General features: G+C 72.9%; 22 protein-coding genes and 1 pseudogene. 12 read left to right on the plus strand and 11 right to left on the minus strand.

The window, feature by feature from the left end; genetic code table 11:
• Position 1: 1 nt before the first annotated feature.
• Positions 2–457: a hypothetical protein gene (locus AB0E67_RS22480; RefSeq protein WP_362029582.1), complete on the minus strand. Its 456-nt coding sequence runs from the start codon at positions 455–457 to the stop codon at positions 2–4.
• Positions 458–830: 373 nt separating this feature from the next.
• Between AB0E67_RS22480 and AB0E67_RS22485 the strand changes: the two genes are divergently transcribed.
• The 3 genes from AB0E67_RS22485 (at position 831) to AB0E67_RS22495 (ending at position 3,679) form a co-directional block, all read left to right on the plus strand.
• Entirely contained in the window at positions 831–1,154 is a 324-nt protein-coding gene (locus AB0E67_RS22485; protein ID WP_362029585.1) for a hypothetical protein, read from the plus strand.
• A gap of 417 nt (positions 1,155–1,571) precedes the next feature.
• A complete protein-coding gene (locus AB0E67_RS22490) occupies positions 1,572–2,630 on the plus strand; it encodes a tetratricopeptide repeat protein (protein WP_362029588.1) in 1,059 nt (352 codons plus the stop codon).
• Positions 2,627–3,679 (plus strand): polyprenyl synthetase family protein, encoded by a 1,053-nt coding sequence (locus AB0E67_RS22495; protein ID WP_362029590.1) that lies wholly within the window; start codon positions 2,627–2,629, stop codon positions 3,677–3,679. Before AB0E67_RS22490 ends, AB0E67_RS22495 begins: the two co-directional genes overlap by 4 nt.
• A gap of 123 nt (positions 3,680–3,802) precedes the next feature.
• Here the strand turns inward: AB0E67_RS22495 and AB0E67_RS22500 are convergent, their stop codons facing one another.
• From AB0E67_RS22500 to AB0E67_RS22510, 3 genes and pseudogenes are all read right to left on the minus strand, one after another.
• Positions 3,803–4,147, minus strand: a complete 345-nt coding sequence (locus AB0E67_RS22500; RefSeq protein WP_362029593.1) for a hypothetical protein — start codon at positions 4,145–4,147, stop codon at positions 3,803–3,805.
• A 73-nt stretch (positions 4,148–4,220) separates the two neighbouring features.
• Positions 4,221–4,496 (minus strand): annotated as a pseudogene (locus tag AB0E67_RS22505) (RraA family protein); the annotation flags it as partial.
• Positions 4,497–4,589: 93 nt separating this feature from the next.
• On the minus strand, positions 4,590–4,745 hold the full coding sequence (locus AB0E67_RS22510; RefSeq protein ID WP_362029596.1) for a DUF6131 family protein: 156 nt from the start codon (positions 4,743–4,745) through the stop codon (positions 4,590–4,592).
• Positions 4,746–5,151: 406 nt separating this feature from the next.
• Here AB0E67_RS22510 and AB0E67_RS22515 point away from each other — a divergent pair, with 406 nt between their 5' ends.
• Positions 5,152–6,198: an AI-2E family transporter gene (locus AB0E67_RS22515; RefSeq protein ID WP_362029599.1), complete on the plus strand. Its 1,047-nt coding sequence runs from the start codon at positions 5,152–5,154 to the stop codon at positions 6,196–6,198.
• Positions 6,199–6,282: 84 nt separating this feature from the next.
• Here AB0E67_RS22515 and AB0E67_RS22520 read toward each other — a convergent pair whose 3' ends face one another.
• Positions 6,283–8,418 carry a glycogen debranching N-terminal domain-containing protein gene (locus AB0E67_RS22520; protein WP_362029602.1) on the minus strand — a complete coding sequence of 712 codons (2,136 nt, stop codon included), beginning with the start codon at positions 8,416–8,418 and terminating at the stop codon, positions 6,283–6,285.
• Between the two features lie 125 nt (positions 8,419–8,543).
• On the opposite strand from AB0E67_RS22520, the gene AB0E67_RS22525 reads away from it, so the two are divergent.
• The 5 genes from AB0E67_RS22525 (at position 8,544) to AB0E67_RS22545 (ending at position 13,835) form a co-directional block, all read left to right on the plus strand.
• Positions 8,544–9,593 carry a LacI family DNA-binding transcriptional regulator gene (locus tag AB0E67_RS22525; protein WP_362029605.1) on the plus strand — a complete coding sequence of 350 codons (1,050 nt, stop codon included), beginning with the start codon at positions 8,544–8,546 and terminating at the stop codon, positions 9,591–9,593.
• Between the two features lie 187 nt (positions 9,594–9,780).
• Positions 9,781–11,025, plus strand: a complete 1,245-nt coding sequence (locus AB0E67_RS22530; protein WP_362029608.1) for an extracellular solute-binding protein — start codon at positions 9,781–9,783, stop codon at positions 11,023–11,025.
• A 5-nt stretch (positions 11,026–11,030) separates the two neighbouring features.
• Positions 11,031–12,194, plus strand: coding sequence for a sugar ABC transporter permease (locus AB0E67_RS22535; protein WP_362029611.1), 1,164 nt, complete (start codon positions 11,031–11,033; stop codon positions 12,192–12,194).
• A complete protein-coding gene (locus AB0E67_RS22540) occupies positions 12,191–13,129 on the plus strand; it encodes a carbohydrate ABC transporter permease (protein ID WP_362029614.1) in 939 nt (312 codons plus the stop codon). Before AB0E67_RS22535 ends, AB0E67_RS22540 begins: the two co-directional genes overlap by 4 nt.
• Positions 13,130–13,214: 85 nt before the next feature.
• Positions 13,215–13,835, plus strand: coding sequence for an L-threonylcarbamoyladenylate synthase (locus AB0E67_RS22545; RefSeq protein ID WP_362029617.1), 621 nt, complete (start codon positions 13,215–13,217; stop codon positions 13,833–13,835).
• An 83-nt stretch (positions 13,836–13,918) separates the two neighbouring features.
• Here AB0E67_RS22545 and AB0E67_RS22550 read toward each other — a convergent pair whose 3' ends face one another.
• Positions 13,919–14,386 (minus strand): hypothetical protein, encoded by a 468-nt coding sequence (locus AB0E67_RS22550; protein ID WP_362029620.1) that lies wholly within the window; start codon positions 14,384–14,386, stop codon positions 13,919–13,921.
• A 287-nt stretch (positions 14,387–14,673) separates the two neighbouring features.
• Between AB0E67_RS22550 and AB0E67_RS22555 the strand changes: the two genes are divergently transcribed.
• Complete coding sequence (locus tag AB0E67_RS22555) at positions 14,674–16,311, plus strand: translation initiation factor 2 (protein ID WP_362029623.1); 1,638 nt, start codon at positions 14,674–14,676, stop codon at positions 16,309–16,311.
• 131 nt (positions 16,312–16,442) lie between these two features.
• Here AB0E67_RS22555 and AB0E67_RS22560 read toward each other — a convergent pair whose 3' ends face one another.
• The 3 genes from AB0E67_RS22560 to ctaD form a co-directional block, all read right to left on the minus strand.
• Positions 16,443–18,467: a tetratricopeptide repeat protein gene (locus tag AB0E67_RS22560; protein WP_362029626.1), complete on the minus strand. Its 2,025-nt coding sequence runs from the start codon at positions 18,465–18,467 to the stop codon at positions 16,443–16,445.
• Positions 18,468–18,576: 109 nt separating this feature from the next.
• Positions 18,577–18,975 (minus strand): hypothetical protein, encoded by a 399-nt coding sequence (locus AB0E67_RS22565; protein WP_362029629.1) that lies wholly within the window; start codon positions 18,973–18,975, stop codon positions 18,577–18,579.
• Positions 18,976–19,025: 50 nt separating this feature from the next.
• The gene (ctaD, locus tag AB0E67_RS22570) at positions 19,026–20,702 is read right to left on the minus strand and encodes a cytochrome c oxidase subunit I (protein ID WP_362029686.1); all 1,677 of its coding nucleotides are present in this window, start codon (positions 20,700–20,702) and stop codon (positions 19,026–19,028) included.
• Positions 20,703–21,300: 598 nt separating this feature from the next.
• Here ctaD and AB0E67_RS22575 point away from each other — a divergent pair.
• Positions 21,301–22,995 (plus strand): GAF domain-containing protein, encoded by a 1,695-nt coding sequence (locus AB0E67_RS22575; RefSeq protein ID WP_362029689.1) that lies wholly within the window; start codon positions 21,301–21,303, stop codon positions 22,993–22,995.
• A gap of 96 nt (positions 22,996–23,091) precedes the next feature.
• Here the strand turns inward: AB0E67_RS22575 and AB0E67_RS22580 are convergent, their stop codons facing one another.
• Complete coding sequence (locus tag AB0E67_RS22580; RefSeq protein WP_362029692.1) at positions 23,092–23,838, minus strand: response regulator transcription factor; 747 nt, start codon at positions 23,836–23,838, stop codon at positions 23,092–23,094.
• 254 nt (positions 23,839–24,092) lie between these two features.
• Here AB0E67_RS22580 and AB0E67_RS22585 point away from each other — a divergent pair, with 254 nt between their 5' ends.
• A complete protein-coding gene (locus tag AB0E67_RS22585; protein ID WP_362029632.1) occupies positions 24,093–25,451 on the plus strand; it encodes a globin domain-containing protein in 1,359 nt (452 codons plus the stop codon).
• Here AB0E67_RS22585 and AB0E67_RS22590 read toward each other — a convergent pair.
• Positions 25,402–25,980: a vitamin K epoxide reductase family protein gene (locus AB0E67_RS22590; RefSeq protein ID WP_362029695.1), complete on the minus strand. Its 579-nt coding sequence runs from the start codon at positions 25,978–25,980 to the stop codon at positions 25,402–25,404. The genes AB0E67_RS22585 and AB0E67_RS22590 overlap by 50 nt on opposite strands.
• Positions 25,981–26,003 lie beyond the last annotated feature (23 nt).

Below are 26,003 nucleotides of genomic sequence, written 5' to 3' on the forward strand. Positions count from 1 at the left end.
GTCAGCCCCGGCACCGGCGGCACCTGGAGCGGCGGGGGGCGGTCCGGCGGGCGCCCGCGCCGAGGAATCCGAGCCCGATGCCGAGCATCCAGGTGTCCTTGGCCAGCGGAATGCCGTTCTGCGTGGGCCGCAGGCTGCCGGGTTCCCGCATTCCGGGCAGCCGGAGGTAGAGGCCGAGCAGCCCTCCGGAGAACCCGGTCAGCGCCAGTCCGGCCAGTCGCGTCGGCACGACCGGGGAGACCAGGGCGCCGCCGATCGCGACCTCCGACCAGGCGAGCATCCGGGTGAATCGCCCGGGCTCGATCCTCCGCAGGAACGGGTAGGCGACGCAGGCCATGTCGTGCACGGTACGGGCGGTCTCCTCGTCCGCCTTCAACTTGCCCAGGCCGGAGTTCAGGAGGAACACGCCGGTGGCGAGGCGGGGGGCCACATCGCGCAGTTCGATCGCCGTCGTCATGGGAGCCTCCGTCGGTCAGTGGTCCGGCCCCCCGTCGAGCTTAGCCAGAGCGTGCCGGTGGCGCTTCGCGAGCGCCACCGGACGGAGCCGTACGGGGGCCGGGGCCGTAGGAGGTCGCCGGCCCCGCACGGCCCCGTACGCGGGTGGCGGCCGGGACGACGGTCCTCGTGCCCCCGCGAGGCCGAAGGACGGTTCCGCCCGCGGACGGCAGCGCGTCGACGGTGCTGCCCGGCGGCCGTTCAGCCCCCACCCCGCCCCGTGCGCACGAGGCCGGGGCCCTTCGCGCGAGCCGTTCGCCGAGGACCACCCGGTCGTGCGAATCACTCGCATCCGCGGCGCGTCGCGGAGCCCGGGGTCCGGTACTTTTGGCCGGATGACGACGTATTTCCGCAACGAGCAAGCGGCGAGGGAGCAGCCGGCGCTGATGCCCGTGCAGTCCCAGGAGGTGGACGAGGGCTACCGGCTGGTCGATCCGAACGGGGTCCTGACGCCCACGGTGGAACACGTGCAGTGGGTGGACAACCACCCGTCGGGTCCGGACACCCACGTGGTCGTCTCGTTCGAGGACGGTACGGACATCGAGTTCCCGTTCGACGTGCCGCTGACCGCCGTCTGGCACGACGAGCGTCGCCCGGTGCGCGGGGCCGACCTCGCCTCCGCCGCCGCCGCCTCCTGGGGCAGGCCGCTCGACCGCTGACGTACGGCCGGACCGGGCCCGCGCCCGCCGGTTCGCCGTCGGCGCCGCCACCTCGGATGCCGGGGCCGGGCCCCGTCGCGGCACCGCCGCGTGTCCCGGGCCCGGACAGCGGGATCCGTCCCGAACCGGCCATCGGGACCCCGGCGCCCCGGGCCGGATCGCCCGCCCGAAGCGATGTCCCAGTCCCAACTCCCGGCCCCCGGCGGGAATCAGCCGGTGTTCGACTTCCGTTGATCCCGGAGCAACCTCGGGCACCGTCCCACCGTCTTGATCAACAGCAAGGCGGTTCGCCGCAAGAGACACCCTGTCCGAAACCCCCACGAGTGCCCGGGTGCGACCACCAGTCAACTATGCACTGAGTGTATACATGATGCGCATAGAGTCACTGCCGGCGTCCCGGACGCGCGAAAGGCTTCCATGCACAGCAAGGCACTGGCACCCGAGTACCAAGGCGCCCTCACCAAGATGTCGGTGAACTCCTCACTCACGGACGTACTCGCGGAAGGACTACGGCACTTGAGGGAGGCCGAGCTCACCGGGTCGCAGCAGGAGGTGGCACGCTGCGGGCTCGCGGTGGCCGAGGCGCACCGCCGGCTCGGCGATGTCGAGGAGGCGGACCGGGCATGGAAGGCCAGTTACCGGGCGGCCCGTTCGGCGGGCGACCAGGGGGCGATGGCATGGGCGCTGTGGAGCGGCGGGACGCTCGCCCGGCAGCGTGGTGAACTCCGGCTCGCCTTCCGTCTGTTGGAGCTCGCGGCCGACATGGGCGAACGCGGCGGGGACGTCGTCGCGCGCGGGTACTCCCTCGCCGGTCTCGCGGAGACGGGGCGGATACAGGGCGACTACCGGACCGTCGCGGCCCTGCACGAACAGCTGCTGGCCGAGGCGCGCGCCCGGGGCGAGGCACGCCACACGGTCTGGGCCCTGGAGGGCATCGCCCAGATCCACCGCAACACCGGTTCGCTGGACAGCGCGCTGGCCATGTTCGAGGAGGCGGCCGAGCTGGCCGGGGCCGCGGACGACCGGCGGGGCCGGGCCTGGGCCCTGCGCGGCATGGCCGACATCATCTCCCTGCGGGACGACCCGGAGCGTGCCCTGGCCCTGCTCTCGGAAGCCGAACTCACGTGCCGCGAGATGAAGTTGTCCAGCGCCCTGGCGTACAACCACAAGATGCGCGCCAACGTCCTCTTCCGTGCAGGCCGTTACGAGGAGGCGCGCCGGGGCTACGCGCAGGCGCTCGACGAGTTCCGTGCCATGACCGAACCCCGGGGCGAGGCCCTGGCCCGGCTGGGACTGGTCAAGTCGCTCGCCCGGCTCGGCCGCGCCCCGGACGAGACCGTCGCCGACCTGACCGAACTGCGCCGCACCCTGGACCGGATCGGCCTGCTCAACGCCCGCGAGATGGTGAACAAGGCGTTCGCCGAACTCGGTGTGGCACCGGCCGGTGACGCGGACGAGGAGACCGGGCGACGATGACCTCTCCGTCCGTGACGCGCGGGCCCACCGCGCCGCAGATCCTCGGCCGCTGCCGCGACCTGGTCCGCCCGGCGCTCGCACGTGCCGTGCGCCAACTGCACCCGTGGCACGCGGAGATGGCCGCCTACTCCTTCGGCTGGGACACGGCGGACGGCGGCCCACCGCCGGGTTCGCAGGGCAAGGGGGTCCGTCAGGCCCTCGCGCTGCTCGCCGCCGAGGCCGCGGGCGCGCCCGCGGAGGAGGCCGTGGTCGGTGCGGTCGCCGTCGAACTGATCCATGTCTTCTCGCTCCTCCACGACGACATCATGGACGGCGACGAGACCCGCAGGCGGCGCGCCACTGTCTGGAAGGCGTACGGGACGGGACCGGCGATCCTCGCGGGGGACGCGCTGTTCGCGCTGGCCGTGCGCACGCTGGCCGAGGCTCCCGGCCCGCACGGCGCGGCGGCGGTACGGCATCTCGCCGCGACGCTGGCCGACCTGGTACGCGGTCAGGCCGAGGACCTGCTCTTCGAGTCCCGGCCCTGGACCGGGCCGGAGGCGGTGCGACCGCGGGAGTACCGGTGGATGGCCGAGCACAAGACCGGTGCGCTGCTCGGTTGCGCGGCGGGGCTGGGCGGTGTGCTCGCGGGCGCGCCGTCCGCAACCGTCGACGCCCTCGCCGACGCCGGACGGCACCTCGGGGTCGCGTTCCAGGCCGTGGACGACCTTCTCGGCATCTGGGGTGATCCGGAGGTCACGGGCAAGCCCGTCCACAGCGATCTGCGCCGGCTGAAGAAGACGTACCCCGTCCTCGCGGCCCTCGCGTCGGACCGTCCGGCCGCCGGGCGCCTGGCGGTTCTCCTGGGCACCGGGGACCCGCTCGACGCCCCGGCCGCACGGCGGGCCGCCGGTCTCGTCGAGGAGGCCGGCGGGCGGGAGGCGACGCTGGCCGAGGCCCACCGGCACCTGGAGGGCGCGCGCCGCAGCCTGGAGAGCGTTCCCCTGGCACCGGGCGCGCTCGACGAGATCCTCGCGCTGCTCCCGTTCCTCGTCGAACGCGCCGTGTGAATCCGCTGCGGACGCCCGGCGCGAGGCCGTTGCGGCTCTCCGCCCCCGCGCCCGGGACCGGTCCCGGGCCGTGCCGGGCCGGTCCCCCGCCCCCCGGACGGACCGGCCCCCGACCGGTCCCGGTCATTCCTCGACGGCGCCGCCGATCCGGCGGAGGTGGTGACGGAAGGTGTACGAGGGATCGGCCGACCGCCGGGCCAGGTAGTCCTCGAAGGAGGTCTGCCGGCGCAGCGTCTCGCCCGCCCTGATCCTGACCGCCTGTTCGCGTTCGGCGCGCCGGATCGCTCGGGCGGCCGCCAGTACTTCATCGGCGCTCGCGGCCGGGACGAACAGCACCCCGTCCTCGTCGCCCAGGACGATGTCCTCGCGGCTCACCGGGTGCGGGCCGAACCGGGCCGTGGTGAGGGCCCCGGGCTCCCGCTCGTCCAGCCCGACCGGGCCGCGGGGGTGGCTGCCGTAACTGAACACGGGGACGCCGATCCGCGCCGGTTCCGGGGGTGTCCCGGCGCAGTCCCCACACCACCAGGGCCGCCACCCCGGCCGACTCGGCCTCAAGGGCCGTCAGGTCCCCGACGCACGCCTCGTCCGTCCGGCCGCCGTTGTCGACGACCAGCACGTCGCCCCGTTCCGCCGGACCGAACGCCTCCAGGAAGACGTCCACGCTGCCGTGGTGCCGCGCCGGCAGGGCCCGGCCGGCGATGCGGTGCCCCGGCGTCACCGCGCCGATGCCCGCCGGTGCGGCACGCAGCGGGACTCCGGTACGGAGGCACGCGTCGGCCACCAGCGGCGGGGACAGGTCGTCAAACACCCTCAGCATCACGGTCTCCCTGACCGGGTGCCGCCGTCCTCCGCTCGACGGCGGGCGACGACAGCGGGGTCGGGGCGCGATGCTACTGGGGCGGACCGGGTGCTACCAGTAGTGCCGCCGCCCGCCCACGGCGTGCCCCACGGCGCCCAGGACCCAGAGGACGAGTCCGATCACGACCAGCACGATGCCGATGGTCCACAGAATCGAGATGCCCGTCACCAGGCCGAGGATCAGCAGAATGACACCAAGGACGATCATGGAGTCCTCCAATCACGCATCTCACTCCAGTATGCGCCGGACACCACGTCGGGGTGACGTGGAACGTCAGTGGCCCGACGCCCTCCCACGGCCACCGGCCCGGACGCCCTCGCCCCCCTCGCGGCGCGAGCCCCGGGGCGCGCCCGGGGCTCCGCCCGTAGGGTGACTTCCCGCGCATGTCGCCCCGGGAGCCCCGAACGACGCCGTCCCTGCTGGTACCAGCAGGGGAATGCCCAGGTCATCGCATCCGCAGCCCGACAGCACGGCCTCCGGCTGCCGGCCCGGAGCACGCCGCACGCGTCTTCGTGCCGCCTCCCCCCGGGCGCGGCGCGGATCGCCCGGCCCCGCGTCCCGGATCACGCGCGCACGTCCCGCGCCGCCCCGTGGCGGCCGGCGCGAGCCACGGGTGAACCCCACGCTGCGGGCATGCGCCGCGTACGCCTGGCGCATCCTCGTCGTGGGCGCCGTCGTGTACGCGGTCTTCTCCGTCCTGGGACGGTTCCACGAGGTGGCGGTGGCCGTCTTCCTCGGCCTGGTCGGCACCGCCATGCTGCGGCCCGTCGCGGACCTCCTCGCCCGTCCGCTGCCCCGGCCGCTGGCCGTCGCCCTGGCCGTGCTCGGCAGCATCGTCCTGGCCCTCGGTGTGCTCGGTCTCGTCGGCGAGGCGGTGGCGAGGGAAAGCGCGGGGCTGGAGCGGGAGTTCGGTAACGGACTCGGGCGGATCAAAAGCTGGCTGGAGGCGCCACCGTTCCGGCTGGACCCGCATGTGCTCGACGATCTCCAGTCCCGGATCGGCGCGTACCTCTCCCGCCATCGCTCCGTCGTCATCAGTACGGCCCTCAGCGGGGTGGGGCGACTGGTCGAGGTGGTGACGGTGTTCGCGCTCGCCCTGTTCTGCTCGGTCTTCTTCATCCACTCGGGGGACCGGCACTGGGACTGGTTCTGCGCACAGCTCCCGGAGACGGCCCGGGACCGGGTGGAGATCGCGGGCCGGGCGGCCTGGCGGACGTTCACCGGGTACACCCACGGCATCGTCCTGGTGGCGGCGACCAACGCCGTGCTCGTCGGGCTGGCCCTGTTCGCGCTCGGGGTGCCGCTGGCGGTTCCGCTGGCGCTGCTGGAGTTCTTCGCCGCGTTCGTCCCGCTGATCGGCTCGCCGATCGCGCTCGCGATCGCCGCCGTGGTGGCCCTGGCGACGAAGGGTCCGGTCGTGGCGGTCGTCGTCATCGCGCTGATCGTGGTCATCGGGCAGATCGAGGGCCATCTGCTGCATCCGATCGTGATGAGCTGGGCGGTCCGTCTGCACCCCGTCGTGGTCGCGGTCGCGGTGATCGGCGGTGCCATCACGGCGGGGGTGCTGGGTGCCGTGGTGGCGGTGCCGCTCGTCTCCGTCCTCTGGTCGGCCCGTCAGGCGCTGCGCCGGGCGGGCGGGTCCACGCGCACGACGCGCTGAACCGCCCGCGCCGGCGCGCACTCCCCCGCCCCGCCGACCCGGGCACGCCCGGCGCCGCCCGTGACGGGACGCCGCGACCCGACGTCAACGCGGGCTCGGGTGTCCCCGCCTCACCTCCAGGCCCTCGGGCGCGTCGACGTGCGCCGTGCCGTCGGCGTCGACGCGGATGCCGAGCCGCCCGCCCGCGACTTCGAGCCCCTCCACCCGCAACGGCCGGTACGCCTCGGCGAAGGCTGGCGCGACCGTGAGCGTGCCGCCCGGCACGTCGGCGGAGAGTCCCAGCACCGACTGGAGGACCAGCACGGACGAGGCCGCCGCCCATGCCTGCGGGCGGCAGGACGCCGGATAGGGCGAGGGCAGCACGTCCGTCGCCGCGCCATGGCCCGCGAACAACTCGGGCAGCCGGGCGTCGAAGGCGTCGGAAGCGGTCAGCAGACCCGCGGACAGGGACGCGGCCGTTGCCGGGAACCCGGCCCTGACCAGGCCGTGCACCGCGATCGCGGTGTCGTGCGGCCAGATGGAACCGATGTGGTAGCCGTACGGGTTGTACGCCACGGAGTCGCTGCTCAGGGTCCGCAGGCCGTGGCCCGAGTCGAGGTCGGGCGCGCCGAGCCGGGCGGCCAGCAGGGCGCTCTCCTCGTGGTCGAGCAGGCCCGTGCCCAGCAGGTGGCCGAAGCCCGAGGTGGCCGAGTCCACCGGCCTGCCCTCCCCGTCGAGCGCCACGGCCGGGTACGGTCCCCGCTCGTCCTCCACCCAGAAGCGGGCGCGGAACCGCTCGCGCAGCCGCTGAGCCCACTCCTCCCACGCGTCGGCGCCGGGACGGCCGAACGCGCGCAGCAGATCCGCGCCGCCCCGGGCCGCCTCGTACGCGTACGCCTGGACCTCGCAGAGCGCGATCGGGGCGGTGGCGATCCGTCCGTCGCCGTACCGGATGGAGTCGCCGGAGTCCTTCCAGCCCTGGTTGGCCAGGCCCCGGCCGGTGTGGTCGACGTACTTGAGGAACCCGTCGCCGTCCGCGTCGCCCTGGTCGCGCATCCACGCGAGGGCGGACTCGGCGTGCGGCAGGAGCTGTTCGACCTGCTCGGGCGCGAGGCCCCAGCGCCAGGCGTCGTGCAGCAGGGTGATCCAGAGCGGGGTGGCGTCCACCGTGCCGTAGTAGCAGGGCGGCAGGGAGAAGCCCTGGTCGAAGTCCTGGGTGGCGCGGCGCACTTCGTGCAGGATCTTGCCGGGCTGTTCCTCGGTCGCCGGGTCGGACTTCGTGCCCTGGCGTCGGGCGAGCGTGCGCAGGGTACCGGCGGCCAGGTCGGTGCCCAGGGGCAGCAGCATGCGGGCGGCCCACAGGGAGTCGCGGCCGAAGAGGGTGAGGAACCACGGGGCCCCGGCGGCCAGGAACTGGTCGGCGGGCCGCTGCGGATCGGTGAGCCGCAGCCGGTCGAGGTCGGCGGCGGACCGGCTCAGCCAGCGGTCGAAGCCCCGGTCGGCGCTGCGCAGCACGGGTGTGTGCCAGGGCAGGGTGCCCTCGGCGGGCGCGGGGAACTGGTCGCCGTCCTCGTGCGCGGCCTCGCAGTGGAGCACGGCGGTCCACGTGGCGCCCGGCGCGAGCTCGATCTCGTACTCCAGTCGTCCGGCGGCCGGGTCGACAGCGGTCGGCCGGGTACGGCTGGTGAGGCGTACGGAGAAGGCGCCCCGGGACCAGGCGAGTCCGTCCTCGACGGTGCCGGCCGGGACCGGCGGCAGGACGTGGCCGGACTTGACCCGCTCCATCGGGGCGAGATCGGTCCCGGCGGTGACGACCAGCCGGAAACGGACGGGCCGGCCCCCGGCATTGTCCGCTTCGAAGGTCTCCTCCAGGTTGCCGGGGGTGACGCGACGCCGTCGGCGCAAGGTGACCGCGGGGTCCGCCGTCGACTCGCCGAGGCCGCGCAGCACGCTGCGGAAGGCCGCGCGGTCCGCGCCCTCCAGGGCTCCTCGCACCGGTGCCGGCTCCGTGCCGTCCACCGCGACCGTCAGCCGGGAGAGCGCCCTGCTGTCGCCGTGGTAGAAGCCGTCCGCGGGGCCGTCGATCTGCCCGTCCGCGTGCGAGATCGCGAAGCTCGGAGCGTACAGCGTCACACAGGCGTCGTGCAGGAACGGCTGGAGGCCCTGGGGGGCCGGGCCGTCCTCGGCGCCGGAACGCGTGTCGGGAATCTCAGGGTCTTGGGTCTTGACAGTCGTGTCCAACAGAGCGGAACCTCTCATGGCATTGGAGCGTTCCAAAAACCTTAACGACGACTTCAGCGCGTTGACAATGCCTTTGGAACGCTCCAATAACCTCGGACCGTCATACGATCGCCACGGAGAGACTCATGGCCCGCTCCCCCGACTCCCCCGCCGCCAAGGCCGCCCCGGTCACCCTGGCCACGGTCGCGCGGCGGGCGGGGGTCTCCCCGCAGACGGTGTCGAACGCGCTCAACGCGCCGGAACTGCTGCGCCCGAAGACCCTGGAGCGGGTCCTGCTCGCCATCGACGAGCTGGGCTACCGCCCGCACCGGGCGGCCCAGACGCTGCGCACCCGCTCCAGCAAGCTCATCGGCTACGGCATCCGGCCCACCGCGCCGGGCACGTCGGCACCGGTCATGGACCGGTTCCTGCATGCCCTGTCGCAGACCGCCGACGAGGCCGGATACCGGATCCTGCTCTTCGCCGCGCCCCCCGGCAGTGCCGGTCCGGACGAGTACGAGGAGCTGATCGACCTGCACAGCGTGGACGGATTCGTGCTGAGCGGCACCGAGCGCGGCGACCGGCGCCAGGCGTGGCTGGACAAGCGCGGTGTCCCGTTCGTGGGCTTCGGCCGGATGTGGTCCGGTCGGCAGATCGGGGACTGGGTGGACGTCGACGGCGCCTCGGGCACGGACGCCGCGGTCGAGCACCTGGTGGGCCTGGGGCACCGCTCGATCGCGTTCCTCGGCTGGCCGCGCGGCTCCGGGGTCGGTGACGACCGTGCGCTGGGGTGGCAGCGCGCCATGCGGCGGCACGGTCTTCCGGTGCGGGGCAGGCGGGCGCAGAGCGTCGACGACATCGACTCCGCGCGGACCGCCGTCGGTCCGCTGCTCGACGCGGGTGCCACGGCCGTGGTGGCCGCCAGCGACGTGCTCGCGCTGGGCTGCTACCACGCCCTGCGCGAACGCGGGGCCGTGCCCGGCGAGGACGTCGCGGTCGTCGGCTTCGACGACTCCCCCACTGCGGCGCTGCTCTCCCCCGGACTGTCCACCGTGGCCCAGCCGTTGGAGGCGGTCGGCCGCGAGTGCGTCCGTCTGCTGCTGGCCCGGTTGTCGGACGCCGGTGCCCCGCCCGAGCGCGTCCTGCTCGAACCCTCCCTCGTCGTGCGCGGCAGCAGCGCCGCCTCGGACGACTGACCCCGGGTCCGCCCTGGACGACCGGCCCCAGGACTTCCTCTCTCCCCCACGCACGCGCCCTTCCCCACGCGCGTCCCCTTCCTCACATCTCACCCCTCATCCCCGGCCCGGAGACGGGCCGCCGACCGAACGGCGCAACCCCTTCGGATCGGCTGAGCCGCACGTCGTACCCCTTCTGGAGGAACCCATGAGAACCCGCACGGCCGTCGCCGCACTCACCACCTGCGCGGCCCTGCTCGCCGCCACCGGCTGCTCGTCCGGTTTCGGCGGCGACAAGGAACCGGAGCAGGACACGGCCGGCAAGCAGAAGCTGACGGTGCTGATCGCCACCTCGGGGGACGCCGAGACACAGGCGGTGAAGAACGCCGCGGCCGCGTACGCGAAGAAGTCCGGCAACACGGTCACGGTCGAGGTCGCCAAGGACATGAACCAGCAGCTCGCCCAGTCCTTCGCCGGACACCGGCCGCCGGACGTCTTCTACGTCAACTCCGACCAGTTCGCCAACTACGCCAAGGGCGGCTCGCTCCACCCGTACGGCGACCGGATAGCCGACGCCGACGACTTCTCCGAGCAGCTGCGCACGTCGTTCTCGTACGGCGGAAAGCTGGTCTGCCTCCCGAAGGACGCCTCCACACTCGCCCTCGCCGTCAACACCGACCTGTGGAAGAAGGCCGGTCTGACCGAGAAGGACTACCCGAAGACCTGGGAGGACCTGCGCAAGGTCGCGGACCGGCTCACCCGTGACGGCGTCACCGGCCTGGTGACCAGCGACGAGTACCAGCGGCTCGGTGTCTTCATGAAGCAGGCGGGCGGCTCGCTCACCGACCCGGCCCAGAAGAAGATGACCGCCGACAGCGCGGAGAACGTCAAGGGTCTGGAGTTCGTTCAGTCCCTCCTGAAGTCGGGCTCGATGAAGTTCGCCAAGCAGGTCGACACCGGCTGGGGCGGCGAGGCGCTCGGCAAGGGCAAGGCAGCCATGACCATCGAGGGCAACTGGCTCGAGGGCGGCATGAGCCACGACTACCCCGACGTGAAGTACGCCGTCGTGCCGCTGCCCGCGGGACCGGCCGGCCAGGGCACCCTCGCGTTCAGCAACTGCTGGGGCGTCGCCGCCGACAGCGCGCACCGCGCGGCGGGCGTCGAGCTCGTGAAGCACCTGTCCTCCGCCGCGCAGCAGCTGGACTTCGCCGCGGCGTTCGGTGTCATGCCCTCGCGCACGAGCGCGCTGAAGACCTACGCCGAGAAGCAGCCGGCCGCCAAGGCGTGGGTGGACGGCAGCGCCCACGCCCAGGGTCCGGTGACCATCGCCGGATTCGACAAGGTGCTCAACCAGTTCAACACCGATCTGCAGTCGCTGCGCACCGCCGACCCGAGGAAGATCCTCGCCGATCTCCAGCGCAACGGCGAGCAGGCGATCGCGAAGGGCAACTGAGCCAGATGCCCATCCGCACGACCCGCGAGAGCGGTGGCCCCGGCACGGCAGACGGGCCCGGAAGGGCCCGCGCGACCGGAGGCGGCCGGGCGGACGGCGGCGCCCGCCCGGCCGGGACGGCCCGCGCCCGGCGCGCGGGCCGCCGCGGCGAGGCGGCGTGGGGCTGGCTGTTCGTCAGCCCCATGGTCCTCGTCATCGGTCTGTTCCTGCTGCTGCCGATCCTGATGGCCCTGTGGGTCAGCCTGCTGCACTGGGACGGGCAGTCCAATCCGTTCTCCGGCGACGCCGACTTCGTCGGCCTGGAGAACTACCGGTCGCTGCTCGTCCAGGACGGTCTGGACCGCACGCTGTTCGCGACCTCCCTGCGCAACAACGCCTACTACGTCCTGCTGACCGTGCCGCTCCAGACCCTGCTGGCGCTGGGACTGGCGCTGATCGTGAACCAGAGGCTGCTGAGGGCGCGCGGCGCGCTCCGTACGACGTTCTTCTTCCCGTCGGTCACCAGCTCGATCGCCGTGTCCACGGTCTTCCTCTTCCTGTTCCAGGGCAGTGGGGCCGTCAACTCCCTGCTGTCCTGGATCGGGGTCCAGGGGCCGAACTGGTTCGCCGACCCGCGCGGGGTGCTCTCGCTGGCCCTGGGCGGTCTGGGGATCGTCGACCCCGAACGGCCCACCGGAGTGCTGGCGGACCACTCCCTGCTGGGACTGTCCTGGTTCGAGTGGCTGTCGGGCCCGTCGGTGGCCATGTGCACCCTGATCCTGCTCGCCGTGTGGACCACCTCCGGCACGTTCATGCTGATCTTCCTCGCGGCGCTCCAGGACATCCCGCGCGAGCTGGAGGAGTCGGCCGCCCTGGAGGGGGTGAACCGTCGCCAGATGGTGCGCCATGTGACCCTGCCCGCGCTGCGCCCCGCCCTGTTCCTGGTGCTGACGCTCGGTCTGATCTCCACCTGGCAGGTCTTCGACCAGGTGTACGTGATGGGTCAGGGCTCGCCCGGCAACACGACGCTGACGCCCGCCTTCCTGTCGTACTCGGCCGCGTTCGACAACGCGGACTTCGGGCAGGGCTCGGCGATCGCGTTCATCCTGCTCGCTCTGATCCTCGTCCTGACCGCGGTGCAGCGCTGGGCGCTGCGCGAGCGCGGCACCCGCACCGGGAGGAACCGATGACCGCCACCGGTACGGCCGTTCGCGACACGGCCCCGCGTCCGTCGCGCCGACGGACCGGGCAGGAGCGCGGGCGGCCCGTGCTGGGCCGCTTCCCGCTTCCGTGGCGGATCCTCGGGTACGCGGCGGTGCTGTGCATGGGGCTGCTCTATCTGCTGCCGTTCGCCCTCCAGCTGGTGACCGGCTTCAAGACGGATCCGGACGCCGCCGCGCATCCGCTGTCCCTGCTGCCCGTCACCCCGACCACGGCCGCCTATCAGCGGCTGTTCGGGCTGGGCGGGACCGGCGACGGCGTCCCGTTCCTGCGCTGGCTGGGCAATTCGGCGCTGGTGGCGGTGCTGGTGACCGCGGGCAGGGTGCTGTTCGACTCCATGGCCGGCTACGCGCTGGCGCGACTGCGCTTCCGCGGCCGTTCGGTGCTGTTCGCCCTGGTGCTCGCGGTGATGGCGGTGCCCGGTGTGGCCCTGCTCATCCCGAAGTTCCTGGTGCTGAACACGTTCGGTCTCTTCGACACGTACACCGGCATGATCGTGCCGCTGCTGGTGGACGCGGCGGGCATCTTCATCATGAAACAGTTCTTCGAGTCGGTCCCGCGCGAGGTCGAGGAGGCCGCGCGGGTGGACGGGGCGGGGGTGCTGCGGATCTTCTGGTCCGTCGTCCTGCCGATGGCCAGACCCGCGCTGATCACGCTGACGATCCTGTCGTTCCAGGGTTCGTGGAACGAGTTCACGCACTTCCTGGTCAGCACCCAGTCCGGTCGGTACGAGACGCTCACCACGGGCCTGGCCCGGTTCGTCTCGGGCGGGCTCGGGGGCGGGACGCAGTACCCGCTGAAGCTGGCGGCGGCGCTGCTCTCCACCCTCCCGGTGGCGGTGCTGTTCTTCTGCTTCCAGCGCCAGTTCGTGAACGGCGCCAATGCGGGCGCGGTCAAGGAGTGAGCCCCGGGGGTGCCGTCGGGTTCCCGGCGGCACCCCCGGACGCACGAGCCCGCATGCCGGGCGGGACCGCCCTTAGACTCGGCGGATGGCGAAGTACTTCGACGTACACCCCGAAAACCCCCAGCAGCGCACCATCCGGTCCGTGGCCGAGAGCATCCGGTCGGGAGCCCTCGTCGCGTATCCGACGGACTCCTGCTACGCGCTCGGATGCCGGCCGGGCAGCCGTGACGGGCTCGACCGGATCCGGTCGATCCGGCATCTCGACGACCGGCACCACTTCACCCTCATGTGCCGGGACTTCGCGCAGCTGGGACAGTTCGTCCACATCGACAACGACGTCTTCCGCGCGATCAAGGCGGCGACGCCCGGCAGCTACACGTTCATCCTCCCCGCGACGAAGGAGGTGCCGCGTCAGCTGTTGCACCCCAAGAAGAAGACGGTCGGCGTCCGGATCCCCGACCACGTCGTCACCCAGGCACTGCTCGCCGAGCTCGGGGAGCCGCTGCTCTCCAGCACGCTGCTCCTGCCCGACGAGGACGAACCGCTGACGCAGGGCTGGGAGATCAAGGAACGGCTCGACCACGTGGTGGACATCGTGGTCGACTCGGGCGACTGCGGCACCGAACCGACGACCGTCGTCGACTTCTCCGGCGACGGGGTCGAGGTCGTACGCCGGGGGGCCGGTGACACGACCCGCTTCGAGTAGCGGAACCGACGGCCGCCGCCCCGGCGGCCGTCCGGCCACCCCGGTCCCCGGCCGTCCGGCCGGCAGGAGCCACGGGGCACCGGTTATCCGGCCGGCGGGGGCGGGCTCACGGCGGTTCTCGCGGCGGAGAGGAAGGCGAGCTTCGCCTCCACGAGGTCGTCGGGCGTCCCGTGCCGACGCAGCCGGTCGACGAGGTCCTGGGCCGCGGCGGCGACCTCGGCCGGTCCTTCCAGGAGGACCGTGCCCAGGGCGCGTTCCAGCAGTCCGTCGTCGTCCCCGCGCCCCCGGCCGGTCCGCTCGGTCAGGATCCGGGCCTCCGCCGCTTCGAGGAAGCGCACATAGGTCTGGCGCCGCAGATCGAGCACGCGCACGGCCGCCTGATCCTGAAGCGTCATCCGGACCGTCTCCAGGAGCGCGTCGGCCTGCCGTTCACCGGCCCGGCGTGCCGCTTCGGCCTGCCGGATCCCCGCGTTCCGGGTGAACCATCCCGTGGCGACGCTGCCCGCGATCGCCGCCCCCGCGGCGATCAGTGCGATTCCGAGCTCACTCATTCCGCCATCCTCCCGATCGCCCCGGATCCGCGCGGCGCACTTGCCGAAGATGCGGTACGGATCACTGCCGTCCGGCCGGAATCCGTCGCACGGTACGATCGAACCATGTCGCTCGACGACGCGAACCACCTCTCCCCACCTGCGGAAACGCCGGACCCAAGCGGTCGCTCCCCCATAGAATGGAGGCTTGGACCGACGGGCGACGGGCGACGGGCGACGGGCGACGGGCGACGGGCGACGGGCGACGGGCGACGGGCGACGGGCGACGGGCGACGGGCGAGAGGTCCGTGTTGCTGGCCGCCCGATCAGCGGTGGCGCTGTACCGCCTCCTGGACACCCTCCTCGCCTTCTCGGGCGATGAACGTTTCACCCGCCTCTTCACCCTGGTTCCCGGATCCGACTTCGACGTCGACACCCTGTCCGTGATCGACGCCGTCAAGGGCCGTGTCCTGCCCTGGGAGGAGGCGTGCCGACGCACGTACGACCTGGTGCTCGCGGCGAGCCCGAAGGGCGAGCTGGACCGGCTCCGCGGTACGCACGTGCTGCTCCCGCACGGGGCGGGGTTCAACAAGTCCATTCCGGGCGAGGGCCGCGCCGACTCCGCCTCCGGGCTGGACCCGCGGTACCTGGCGCCGGACGAGGACGGCACCCCGATCACCCTGCACGCCCTGGCCCACCCCGACCAGGTCGCCCGGCTGGCCGCCGTCGACCCCGAGGCCGCCGAGCGCGCCAGGGTCATCGGCGACCCCACCCTGGAACGCGTCCTCGCCTCGCTGTCCCTCCGCGACCGGTACCGGGCAGCCCTCGGCACCGGGCCGCGCACCCTGCTCGTGCTCGCCTCGATCTGGGGTCCGGATTCCCTGCTCCACCGGCGTCCCGGTCTCCCCGCCGAACTCGCGGCCCATCTCCCGTACGACGAATACCAGTTGGCGCTGATCGTGCATCCCAACGAACGGAGCCGACTGGGCGAGTACGAACTGACCGAGCGTCTGGCACCCGCGCTGGACGCCGGCATGGTACTGACGGGTCCGTACGAGGACTGGGTATCCGTCCTGATCGCCGCGGACGCGCTGATCACCGATCACGGCTCGGCGGCGCTGTACTACGCGGCGGCCGGTGACCGGCCGGTCGTGCGCGTCCACCGCGGGGGCGGCGAACTGATCCCCGGCAGCCCGATGGACATCCTCCTGGGCGGGACACCGGAGCTGGGGGATGCCCGCGACGTGCGTGAGGCACTGGCCGCGTACCGGCCGGGGCCCGGACGCGACGCGGCACGGGCGGCGTTCGACCGCTGCGGCGAGGCACTGGGCCTGTTGCGGACCGAGGTGTACGCCCTTCTCGACCTCGCCCCGCCCCGGTTCGGCGCCCCGCCCCGGCTGCTGCCCTCCCCCGCGGGCGCCGCCCGTGTGCCCGCCGCGTTCGACGTCCACGCCGAGGTCTCCGGCACCGCGATCCGCGTCGACCGGCGCCCCGCCGGGCTCGGTGTGCCCGGACATCACCTGGCGGTCGAGCACGGTGCGGCCCGGGAGCAGCTCGCCCGTGCGGCCGGTCTGCTCTACCGCCGCGTGCTCCCGCCCGCCGCCGTTCCGCCGGACGCGGCGTGGACGGCGTCCGGGTGGACCCGGCACGCCCTCTCCGAGTACCCGGGCTGCCGCACTGCCGCAGCCGTGCTCTCCGCCGAGCTGTGCGTGCTCGCGCTCCGTGGCGAGGCGCGTGCCCGTGCCGTGCTGGTCGGGCCACGGTCCGAGGACGGTCGCGTCGTGCGCGCCGACCCGGCCGCCGCCCTGTCCGCCGTCCACGCCTGGTTGTCCGGCCGGCCCGGCGGGGCCGAGGACGAGGCGCGGCTGACCTGTCGCATCGGCGACCGGGCGTTCCCCGTCCTGGTCCGCCCGGCCACCGACGAGGAGACCGGGCGGCTGCTCTGAGGGCAGTGCGCCCAGGCCCTGTCGTCGTACGGCAGGCGGCAGTTCGGCCTAGTGCCGCTCCCGGCAACGTTTGCCCCGTCGCGCCGCCCGGCACGCACGCTCCTTCCGGGCGAACCTTGCCGGGCACGGCACTAGTTCTCCCCGCGGCCCAGGCCATTGCGGTTCCGGATGGCGTCCGCGGCGGCACGGTGCTCCTCGGCCTCCGTGTGCCGTCCCTCGTCACGGGCCAGTTCCGCGAACGCGTCGAGGACCCGAACCTGCTCGAATTCCGAGCCCCGTTCGCGTGCCCTCACCAGCGCCTCGCCGTACAGCCGACGGGCCTCGTCCGTGCGGCCGAGCCGCCGCAGGACGCCGCCGAGCACGAAGCCGGTGCGCGCGGTCATCCGCTCGCGGTGGTCCGCCACGGCCGCGTCGTGCGCCTCGGTCAGCAGGCGCTCCGCCTCCTCCAGGTCGCCGAGTTCCGCGTTCGCCTGCCCCATCCGGTAGGTCTGCAGCAGGACCCCGTAGGGGTTGGGGATCGTCCTGTGCACCTCGCGGGAGCGGGTGAAATCGCCGATCGCCGCGCTCCAGTCCCCGCGCGCCGAGTTGAGCATGCCGCGGAACTCGATCGTCGAGGCGTGGAGCTTGCGGTCCCGGACCGACGGGCCCAGCAGATCGGCGGCCGCCAGCGCCCCCGCGATCTCCCTCCCGGACTCGTCCAGCCTTTCCGATTCCCACAGCGGTCGGGCCAGCTGGCAACGCATCCGCACCACCCATGCCGCATGGCCCGAGCGGACGGCCGAAGCGGCGCCGAGCCGGAAGACCTCGGTCACATCGGACTGGTGGGGGTGGTCCAGCGCGTACGTCCACACGGGCTCGCACAGGGCCACGGCCTCGGCGTCCAGCCCCTGTCCGTGGGCCAGGCGCACGCACGCGTACAGCGCGTGGCGTTCGGCGTGCAGCCAGCGGGCGGCACGCTCGGAGCGCCCGGACCGGACGGCGGGATCGACGGTCTGTGCCGGATCCTCCAGCGGCACGTCCGGTGCGCCGGGCACGGGATCGAAGAGGTCCGCGACGACCAGACGCGGGCCGGCCGTGTACCGGTCGGCGAGCTGGGCCTGTCGTACGTACCAGCGCACCACCCGTGTCCGTGCCTCGGCCGACTCGCCCCGCACGTCGTCTTCGCGGGAGCGGCGCCGGGCGTGGGCGTGCAGCGGGCCGGGCAGGCGCATCCGGCCCGCTGCACCCCGCCGCTCCGGGGCCAGTTCCAGTAAGCCAGCCCGGTGCAGCTCCTCCAGCGCGTCCTGTCCGGTCCCGGGGCCCCGTCCCAGCAGGGCGGTGGCGGATTCCGTCGTGAAGGTGGGGCCGGGGTGGGCGGGCAGCAGCCGGTAGAGCGCGGCCGCCGGGCCGGACAGGCCGCGGTAGGCCGTGTCCCAGACGCGTTCCACGCCGGGCGACACCCCCTTCTCGTCCAGCTCCGAGCGGAGGTCGGCGACCAGGCGGTCGAGCGGCCGCACCCGGTGGGCGCGGACCCAGCGCCCCGCGACGTGCAGGGCCGCGGGCAGTCCGTGGCACAGCCGCACCATGGTGCGGGCCGCCTCCGGATCGGCGGCCAGGCGCCGGTCCCTGACGATCAGTTCCAGGAGTTCCGTCGCCGCGGGGTCCGTCAGCGCCGGCAGCGCGATGTCGACGGCGGCGCCGTCCTCCAGGTCGTACAGCGGACCGTGGCTCGCGACGACGACCAGGCTGCCGCCCGACGCCGGCAGCAGGGGAACGACCTCCGAGGCGTAGCGGGCGTTGTCCACGACGACGATCAGCCGACTGTCGGCGGTCTTCTTCCAGTACTGGCGGCACCGCGCCCTGAACTGGCGTTCCAGCAGATCGGGCGGCACGTCGAGGGAGTCGAGCAGCTGCGCCAGCGCCTCGCCGGGGTCCAGCTCGCCGCCCGTCCGGTAGTCGTCCAGGTCGACGGTGAGCACGCCGTCCGGGAAGCGGTCGCGCAGGTTCCGGGCGAGGAGGAAGGCCAGCTCGGTCTTGCCCAGTCCGCCCGGTCCGGTCAGCGACAGGACCAGGGGCCGTGAGCGGCCCCGCCATTCCTCGACGGCACGGAGAGCACGCTCCTTCTCGTCCTCGCGGTTGACGAAGTGCACCGGTTCCGGCGGCAGTTCGACCCTCATGCAGGCTCCGATCCGATGGTCCTCGCCCGACACTACCCCGATCGGCCCCGTGGGGTCCGGCGCCCGGCCCGCTCCGTCACGGCGGGCCGGGCGGTCGTCCGCGACGGTCTCAGCGGTCGTCCTCGGTGTGCCGGGCGGGGCCGGCGCGCCGGGCGGAATCCGGGCGCCGGGCGGGGGCGGCGGTGCTCACCGGCAGGAGCGCGGCCCAGCGTGCCGCCTCCTCGCACTGTTCCTGGCGCCGGAGCAGCCACGAGCGGACGGCCAGGGTCAGGGTGGCGGAGAGTCCGGCGGACCCGACCACCACGGCGGCCCAGGGGGTGAACGGTGCGAGCAGCAGGAGCATCGTCAGGCCTGCGGTCGCCCACCCGGTCAGCACGGCGGCCGCTGCGGGCCGCCGTGATTCCGGGCGGTCCTGCGCCGCGCGCAGGTCGATGCACGCGGGCAGGTACCAGACGTGCCCCGATACGCAGATCACGGCGACGCCGAGCGCCAGGACTCCATGGGACATCGGTCATCTCTCCTTCTGGGGAACGGGGCACGGATCCGGTCGTCGGCGGATCAGTGGGATCCGGCGTGATCGAGTGCGGCGATCTCCGGGTGGTGCAGGTCGAAGGCCGGGGACTCGCTGCGGATGCGGGGCAGGGAGGTGAAGTTGTGCCGGGGCGGCGGGCAGGACGTGGCCCACTCCAGGGAGCGGCCGTAGCCCCAGGGGTCGTCGACGGTGACCTTCTCGCCGTACTGGGCGGTCTTCCAGATGTTGTAGAAGAAGGGCAGGAAGGACAGCCCGAGCAGGAACGACCCGATGGTGGAAAGGGTGTTGAGGGCGGTGAACCCGTCGGCGGCCAGGTAGTCGGCGTACCGGCGGGGCATGCCCTCCGTACCGAGCCAGTGCTGCACGAGGAACGTGAGGTTGAAGCCGACCGTCAGCACCCAGAAGGTCGTCTTCCCCAGGCGTTCGTCGAGCATCTTGCCGGTGAACTTCGGCCACCAGAAGTGGAATCCGGCGAACATCGCGTAGACCACGGTGCCGAAGAGGGTGTAGTGGAAGTGGGCGACGACGAAGTACGAGTCGGTGGTGTGGAAGTCGAGCGGGGGCGAGGCCAGGATGACCCCGGTCAGTCCGCCGAAGACGAACGTGACGAGGAAGCCGGTGGCCCACAGCATCGGCGTCTCGAAGGAGAGCGACCCCTTCCACATGGTGCCGATCCAGTTGAAGAACTTCACCCCGGTGGGCACGGCGATCAGGAAGGTCATGAAGGAGAAGAACGGCAGCAGCACGCCGCCGGTGGCGTACATGTGGTGGGCCCAGACGGTGACGGACAGGCCCGCGATGGCGATGGTGGCGCTGATCAGGCCGATGTAGCCGAACATGGGCTTGCGGGAGAAGACCGGGACGACCTCGGAGACGATGCCGAAGAACGGCAGGGCCAGGACGTAGACCTCCGGGTGCCCGAAGAACCAGAACAGGTGCTGCCACAGCAGGGCACCGCCGTTGGCCGCGTCGAAGATGTGCGAACCGAACTTGCGGTCCATCTCCAGTGCGAGGAGGGCCGCGGCGAGGACCGGGAAGACCAGCAGGATCAGGAGGGCGGTCAGCAGCACGTTCCAGGTGAAGATCGACATCCGGAACATGGTCATGCCCGGGGCGCGCATGCAGATGATGGTGGTGATGAAGTTCACCGCGCCGAGGATGGAGCCGAAGCCGGAGAGGGCCACGCCCATGATCCACATGTCGGCGCCGATGCCCGGGGAGTGCGTGGCGTCGGACAGCGGGGCGTAGGCGAACCAGCCGAAGTCGGCGGCTCCCTGCGGGGTGAGGAAGCCCGCCGCGGCGATCAGCGATCCGAAGAGGAACAGCCAGAACGCGAGCATGTTCAGCCGCGGGAAGGCCACGTCGGGAGCGCCGATGTGAAGCGGCATCAGCCAGTTCGCGAAGCCCGTGAACAGCGGCATGGCGAACAGCAGCAGCATCACCGAGCCGTGCATGGTGAACGCCTGGTTGAACTGCTCGTTGGACATGATCTGCGTGCCGGGGCGGGCGAGTTCGGCCCGCATCACCAGTGCCATCACGCCGCCGATCAGGAAGAAGGCGAAGGCGGTGACGAGGTAGAGCGTGCCGATCTGCTTGTGGTCGGTGGTGGTGAGCCACGAGACGACGAGGCGGCCGCGCGAGGGGCGGCGGCCGGGGACGGTCCCGGAAGCGGTCCCGGTGACGGGACGGTCGGGGCCCGGCATGGGCGCGGGCCGGGGCCCGGGGGGCCGGGGGCCCTGTGCGGGAGCGGCCTCGCTGCCCTGCGTTTCCATTGCGTCCACCGGACTTGTTCCTCCAGCTGTTGCGGTTCTCCGAACGTTCCCGGCCCCGGGTGCGGGGTCCGGGACGGTCGGGAAGGTCCGGCTGCTCACGGGGGACGGACGGACCGGACCTTCCCGGCGCCGCACCATGCTGCTCGCGGGCGGGGACGCTCCCCAGGGGCCGACGGGCACCTTCCGCAGGGCCGGTCGGCCCTGCGGCGGTCCTCGTGCGGGGCCGGTCGGCCCCGGCGTCCTCCCGCGCGAGGGCGTGCACCGCCGGTTCCCCGTTCTCCGGGCTGCCGTAGGCTGACAGGTCGTGGACCGGTTCCAGCCCTGCGGTGATCCGGTGATCAGATCCCGGCGTACGGCGGACGACGTACGGCACACGGCACCAGAGAACGGCGACCCGATGGCAGAGACAGCACCTCCCGCGCCCGGCTCCGCTTCCGGAATACCCTCCCCCGCCGCACCGGGCGACGGACCGTCCGGGGCCTCCTGCCCGCGCCACTCGGCGTGGCCGCAGCCGAGCCGGCCGGACCGGATGCGCGGTCTGCTGGACGCCGTGATGGGGCTGGGGCGCGGTCTGGAGCTGCCCGAGGTGCTGCGCGGCATCGTCGAGGCGGCGGTGACGCTGACCGACGCGGAGTACGGGGCGCTCGGCATCATCGGGGACGGGCAGAAGCTGCTGGAGTTCCTGCCGGTGGGGCTGTCGGAGGAGGTCGCCGCCCGGATCGGGCAGTCGCCGTGCGGGCGTGGCATCCTCGGCGAGCTGATCCGTCATCCGGAGCCGTTGCGGCTGACCGACCTGGGCAGTCATCCGCGCAGCTACGGCTTTCCGCCGCACCACCCGCCGATGCGTACGTTCCTCGGGGTGCCCATCCGGGTGCGCGACGAGGTGTTCGGCAACCTGTATCTCACCGAGAAGCGGGGCGGGGCGGGTTTCGACGACGACGACGAGGCGGTGCTGACCACGCTGTCGATCGCCGCCGGGGTCGCCATCGACAACGCCAGGATGTACGACGAGAGCCGTCGCCGGGAACGGCGCCTGGAGGCGCTGGGCGAGATCACCCGTGCCCTGCTGTCGGGCGCGGACGCCGACGAGGTGCTGCATCTGATCGCCGAACGGGCGATGGAGGTGGCGGGGGCGGACCGGGCGGCGGTCCTGCTGCCCGGGGCACGGCCGGGGGCGGCGGTCGCCGGGCCCGGCCCGGCGTCGGGGACCGAGGAGCGGCTCACGGTCGCCGTCGCCCACGGGCGGGACAGCGAACATGTGACGGGGCTGTCCGTGCCGGCTTCGCGATCGCTGGCCGGGCTCGCCGCGCGGACCGGGGCGCCCGCGTACTGTGCCGACGTGCGGACGGATCCGCGGGCCCATCCGTTCGGCGGCGGGGCCGAGGACGGGCTGGGCCCGGTGGTGGCGGTGCCGTTGCGGCTGGGCAGCGGGGCGATGGGCGCGCTGCGTCTGGGGCGGCCGGTGGGCCGCCCGCCGTTCGACGACACCGAGGTGGCGCTCGTGTCCGGCTTCGCCGACCAGGCGGCGATCGCGCTGGAACTGGCCCGTGGGCGGGCCGAGTCCGAGGAGCTCGCCGTGATGCACGACCGGGACCGGATCGCCCGCGATCTGCACGACCTGGCGATCCAGCGGCTGTTCGCGACGGGGATGACGTTGCAGAGCACCACCCGGGCCATCGCGGACCGGCCGGACGCGGCGGAGCGGGTCAGCCGGGCGGTGGACGACCTGGACACCACGATCCGGATCATCCGGTCCACCATCTTCGATCTGCGCACGGCGGGCGGTTCGGGACACAGCGGGCTGCGGCACCGGATGGCGGAGACGGCCCGCACCGCGGCGCGCGCGCTCGGCTTCCGGCCGTCCGTGCGGATCGACGGACCGGTCGACACCACCGTCCCGGACGAACTGGCCGAACACGTGGTGGCGGTCGCCGCCGAGGCGGTGTCCAACGCGTCCCGTCACGCGGGCGCGAGCCGTATCGACATCGTGCTGTCGGCGGACGACGCGGTGACCCTGACCGTCACCGACGACGGCATCGGTGTCCCGGACGCCCACACGACCGTTCCCGGCGCGGGGGCGGGCGGGGGCGACGGGCAGCCGGTGAGGCGTGGCGGGCTGGCCAACATGCGGACCCGGGCGGAGCTGTGCGGCGGCACGCTGAACGTGGAGCGCCCCGCGGAGGGCGGCACCCGCGTCGTGTGGCGTGCCCCGCTCCACGGCTGACGCTCCAGAAGCGGGCGGCGCACGCCGGGCCCGGCCCCGGGGGCTGCGTCGGGCCCGGCGTCGGCCGGCTCCCGGTGGCAGTGGTGGCAGGGATCCTCAGCCGCGCCGGACCTGTTCGGCGCCCTGACGGTCCTTGAGCCGGCCGACGAGCATCGCGGCCTGGATCCGGCGCCCCACGCCCAGCTTGGCGAGGATCGAGGAGATGCGGTTCTTGACGGTCTTCTCGGCCAGGAAGAGTCGCTCGGCGATCTCGCGATTGGTGAGACCCTCGCCGATGAGGTCCAGGATCTGACGTTCCCTGGCCGTGAGCTGGTCCAGTTCGGAGAGCTCCGGCTCCTCGGCGGGGCCGCGCTCGGGGCCCCTGAGCCGGGCCATCACGCGCGCGGTCGTGCGCGGGTCGAGCATCGACGTGCCGGACGCGACCGTGCGGACGGCGGCGATCAGGTCGGCGCCGTTGATCTGCTTCAGCACATAGCCCGCCGCGCCCGCCATGATGGCGTCGAACAGCGCCTCGTCGTCGTCGAAGGACGTCAGCATCAGACAGGCCAGGCCGGGCATCAGGGCGCGCAGTTCCCGGCACACCTCGATCCCGGCCTGGTCGCCCCGCGGATCGTCGCCGAGACGTACGTCGAGCACGGCCACCTGGGGCCTGCTCGCGGGTACCCGGGCCAGCGCCTCGCGGGCGCTCGACGCCTCGCCGACCACCTCGATGCCGTCCTCGGCCTCCAGCAGATCGCGCACGCCGCGCCGTACGACCTCGTGGTCGTCGAGGATGAAGACGCGCACGGGGTCGGCGGACCGCGACGGGTCCGTGTTCAGCGGGGACTTCGCGAAGTCGTTCACACCATGCTCGATCGGCTCGGGGAAAAGGCGGACGCCCACCAGTATGTGCGTTCCTCCGGCGACCCCCGCGCCGGGGTTCCGAAGCATGGTGAACAGCATCCGAACAGGGCCGAAAGGCCCTGTGACCAGGGCCGGTCGGCGAGTCGATGGCGGTGCCATACTGACGCCGCCGAGATCATCCGGGCGCCGCCGACGTCATTCCGCCCGGTTTCGGCACCCACCCTCGTCGCACCGCCCCAAGGAGTAACCGGTCCATGAACACCCCGAGCGAGGACTACCACGCACTGCTCGCGCGGCACGACGCGATGCGGCTGAGGCGGCGCATCCTCTCCCCGACCGGTACGGACGACGGAGCGCGGCGCGCCGAGCGGCCGCAGGCGTACGACGGAACGGCGGACCAGCAGCTGATCCTCGACTGCCTGCCGCTGGTCGGCCCGTTGGAGGGGCTGATCGACGACCTGTACCGGGCCATGTTCGAACGGCACCCGTACCTGCGGTCGCTGTTCCCCGAGTCGATGGCGTTCCAGCAGGCGCATCTCGTCGAGATCTTCCGCTACCTGATCGGCAATCTGCGCCGCACGGACGACATGATCGGCAGGTTCGTGCAGCTGGGGCGCGACCACCGCAAGCTCGGTGTGCGTCCCGCGCACTTCGAGGCGTTCGAGAAGGCGCTGCTGGAGGCACTGCGCATGCGCGCGGGTTCCCGGTGGACCGAACTGCTGGAGGACGCCTGGCTGCGGATGCTGCGGCTGGCCGTCTCCGCGATGGTCAAGGGCGCCGACGAGGCGATCGCCGAACCGTCGAGCTGGAACGCGACGGTGACCGCGCACGAGCTGCGTGCGCCGGACCTCGCGGTCCTGCGGGTGCGCCCGCACCAGCCGTACGCCTTCACGGCCGGGCAGTACGCGTCCCTGGAGTCGCCGCTGCTGGAGCAGGCGTGGCGTCCCTACTACCTGGCCCGCGCGCCGCATCCGGACGGCGAGCTGGAGTTCCACGTACGGGCCCGTGGCGCCGGCGGCGTCAGCGACGCACTGGTGCACCACGCGCGCGAGGGCGACACCGTACGCCTCGGCGCGCCTCGCGGCAGGCTGGCGCTGCCCGGTCGCACGCCGTCCGCCGACGTCCTGCTGATCGCCTCGGGCACGGGCTGGGCCGCGATGAAGGCGCTGCTCCAGCAGGTCGACGCGGAACGGTCCCGGGCGTACCGGGTGCGGCTGCTGCTGGACGGCGGGGCGGACGAGGGCATGTACGACGCCGGGTATCTGGATTCGTTCCGGCGCGGGCGCTCCTGGCTGACCGTGCTTCCTCCCACCGGTCCCCTCACGGACCAGGAGCTGCGGACCCTGTGCGGCGTGCCGGGACGCAGTTCCGGGAACCTCGTCCGGCAGCACGTGTTCCTGGCGCTGGCCCCCGAGGTCCCCGCGCCGGACGCGACGGGGACGGTCTCGGCCCGGCTCGCCGCCGCCGGGATTCCGGCCGCGTGCGTCCATCACGACAGCACCGGCAGCGTCCCGGTCGTCGGACCGGGACGCGATGCCGTCGCGGGCGCGCTCGAAGCGTCGTTCACAGAAATGACGCCCAGTACGACCAGAACCGGGTTGCTATCAGCATGACGATGACCAGGCACCAGGTCACGGGCACCACCAGCGGGAACTCCAGTACCGCCGCGACGACGGCCCGCGGGGCGGGCAGTACGCCGTGGCGCAGGTTGTGCACGGTGGTGTGCCAGAACATGAAGACGGTCGCCACCCACACGAGCATGCACCACAGGCAGAGCGCGCCGATGTCGTACAGCGCCTGGGTCATCAGCCACATGCAGAACACGGCGCCGAGGAAGGTGCCCAGGTTCAGGCCCAGCCAGTACCAGCGCCGGTAGCGGGCGCCCGCGAGGAGACCCGCGCCGATGCCCATCACCACCCCGAAGCCGATCAATCCGAGAAGCGGATTGGGGAAGCCGAACACCGATGCCTGTTCACTGCGCATCACGTCCGTGCAGGAGACGACGGGGCTCAGTGAACAGGCCGGGACGAAGCCGGGGTCGGCGAGCAGTTCGAACTTGTCGATGGTGATCACGAAGGAACCCAGCAGCCCGAGCGCCGCGGTGACGACCAGCAGCCACCCGAACCCGGGCCGGGCGCCCACCCGTTCCGGGGCCGCGTCCGTCC

The organism is Streptomyces sp. NPDC032161 (assembly GCF_040636995.1).
Classification (GTDB): Bacteria; Actinomycetota; Actinomycetes; order Streptomycetales; family Streptomycetaceae; genus Streptomyces.